Origin of the sequence: Schlesneria paludicola DSM 18645, assembly GCF_000255655.1 — a bacterium.
In the GTDB taxonomy this organism is placed as follows: Bacteria; Planctomycetota; Planctomycetia; order Planctomycetales; family Planctomycetaceae; genus Schlesneria; species Schlesneria paludicola.
Window position 1 is genome coordinate 1 of record NZ_AHZR01000092.1, and the last position, 1,931, is coordinate 1,931.

The window sequence follows — 1,931 nt, forward strand, 5'->3', positions numbered from 1 at the left end:
CAGATCTTTGAAAACACGGTTGGAGAGTTTTGAGAATCAGTCTTGTCGTATTGATGCGGTTGCTGGCCGTGCGAAGACCTTGTTCTCCATCACTTAATTGTGATGAAGACAAATGACCAAACCGAGTCGTAAGACTCATCGGTCAGTCAACACATGGCTAGCGGACAAACCCAGTGCATACAACACTGAATCTCAAGCTGCCTGATTTATCAGCGGTTTGTGGTTCAGTTCGGAAACACTACTCAAAGGGTTTGATCCTGGCTCAGAATGAACGTTGGCGGCGTGGATTAGGCATGCAAGTCGAGGGAGAACCCGCAAGGGGGACACCGGCGAACGGGGTAGGATCACGTAGGTGACGTACCCCCAGGGCGAGGATAGCCACGGGAAACTGTGGGTAATACTCGATAATCTTCCCGATCGTGATGGTTGGGAAGCAATGGGTGTGATTCCACCTGGGGAGCGGCTTACGCAGTATCAGCTAGTTGGTGAGGTAACGGCTCACCAAGGCTTTGACGCTTAGGGGGTGTGAGAGCATGGCCCCCACCACTGGCACTGAGACACTGGCCAGACACCTACGGGTGGCTGCAGTCGAGAATCTTCGGCAATGGACGAAAGTCTGACCGAGCGACGCCGCGTGCGGGATGAAGGTCTTCGGATTGTAAACCGCTGTCAGAGGGGATGAAGTATACGAGAGCTATCTCTTGTATTTGACAGAGCCTCAGAGGAAGCACGGGCTAAGTTCGTGCCAGCAGCCGCGGTAATACGAACTGTGCGAACGTTATTCGGAATCACTGGGCTTAAAGGGTGCGTAGGTGGTTTTCTAAGTCACGTGTGAAATCTTCTGGCTCAACCAGAAAACTGCGCGTGATACTGGAGGACTTGAGTGAGGTAGGGGTGTGTGGAACTTCCGGTGGAGCGGTGAAATGTGTAGAGATCGGAAGGAACGCCAGCAGCGAAAGCGGCACACTGGGCCTTTTCTGACACTGAGGCACGAAAGCTAGGGGAGTGAACGGGATTAGATACCCCGGTAATCCTAGCCGTAAACACTGAACACTGGAGGAAGGGGGCTTCGGCCTTCTTTCTCGTAGCGAAAGCGTTAAGTGTTCCGCCTGGGGAGTATGGTCGCAAGGCTGAAACTCAAAGGAATTGACGGGGGCTCACACAAGCGGTGGAGCATGTGGCTTAATTCGAGGCAACGCGAAGAACCTTATCCTGGGTTTGACATGCATGGATTAACCCTGTGAAAGCAGGGCCACGCTCGCAAGAGTGGAACATGCACAGGTGCTGCATGGCTGTCGTCAGCTCGTGTCGTGAGATGTCGCGTTAAGTCGCTAAACGAGCGAAACCCTTATCCTTAGTTGCCAGCGAGTTATGTCGGGGACTCTAGGGAGACTGCCGGTGTCAAACCGGAGGAAGGCGGGGATGACGTCAAGTCCTCATGGCCTTTATGCCCAGGGCTGCACACGTGCTACAATGGGGCGTACAAAGCGCTGCAAGCCTGCGAAGGCAAGCGAATCGCAAAAAGCGTCCCCCAGTTCGGATTGCAGGCTGCAACTCGCCTGCATGAAGCCGGAATCGCTAGTAATCGCAGATCAGCATTGCTGCGGTGAATGTGTTCCTGAGCCTTGTACACACCGCCCGTCAAGCCACGAAAGCGGGGGGCATCCGAAGTCGCTGCGTGAACCGCAAGGACACAGGTGCCGAAGATGAACTCCGTGATTGGGACTAAGTCGTAACAAGGTAGCCGTAGGGGAACCTGCGGCTGGATCACCTCCTTTCTAAAGGATATTGGTCAATTGCGCCAGAGACGTTGGTTGGGGTGATGATTCGAGCAATCGTTTCTGAAACCCGTATCTTCCAGCGAATCAAATCAATAACAAACAGTCCGCATCAAGCGTAATTCCGATTCTCAAACCTCCAATCTGTTTATA

General features: G+C 53.3%; 1 rRNA gene. It reads left to right on the forward strand.

The features are described 5' to 3' along the window. Positions 1-239 precede the first annotated feature (239 nt). Positions 240-1,778: ribosomal RNA gene (locus OSO_RS0100090) — 16S ribosomal RNA — on the forward strand. Positions 1,779-1,931 lie beyond the last annotated feature (153 nt).